This is a genomic window from Chryseobacterium sp. SIMBA_029 (assembly GCF_046535275.1).
Taxonomy (GTDB): domain Bacteria; phylum Bacteroidota; class Bacteroidia; order Flavobacteriales; family Weeksellaceae; genus Chryseobacterium.
In genome coordinates this window covers 1-258 of sequence record NZ_JAWRXA010000531.1, presented here as the reverse complement: position 1 = coordinate 258, position 258 = coordinate 1, and the positions used below count along the sequence as shown (strand labels likewise).

Genomic DNA, 258 nt, shown 5'->3' with positions numbered 1-258 from the left:
TCAGAGAGCGTACTCTCTATCTCTCCCAACTCTATTCTGTATCCCCGAATCTTCACCTGGAAATCTTTTCTGCCTAAGAATTCTATATTCCCATCAGGTAACCATCTTGCTAAATCTCCGGTATCATACATCTTATTACCCTTTTCAAATGGATTGTCTATAAACTTCTCCAACGTTAAATCAGGTCTTTTCAAATAGCCACGAGATAAGCCAGCTCCAGATACATATAATTTGCCACTAACCCCAACTGGTACTACC

General features: G+C 39.9%; 1 protein-coding gene. It reads right to left on the bottom strand.

The features are described 5' to 3' along the window. A partial coding sequence (locus SB679_RS25100) for a hypothetical protein (RefSeq protein WP_410705030.1) occupies positions 1 to 258 on the bottom strand: 258 nt, incomplete at both ends.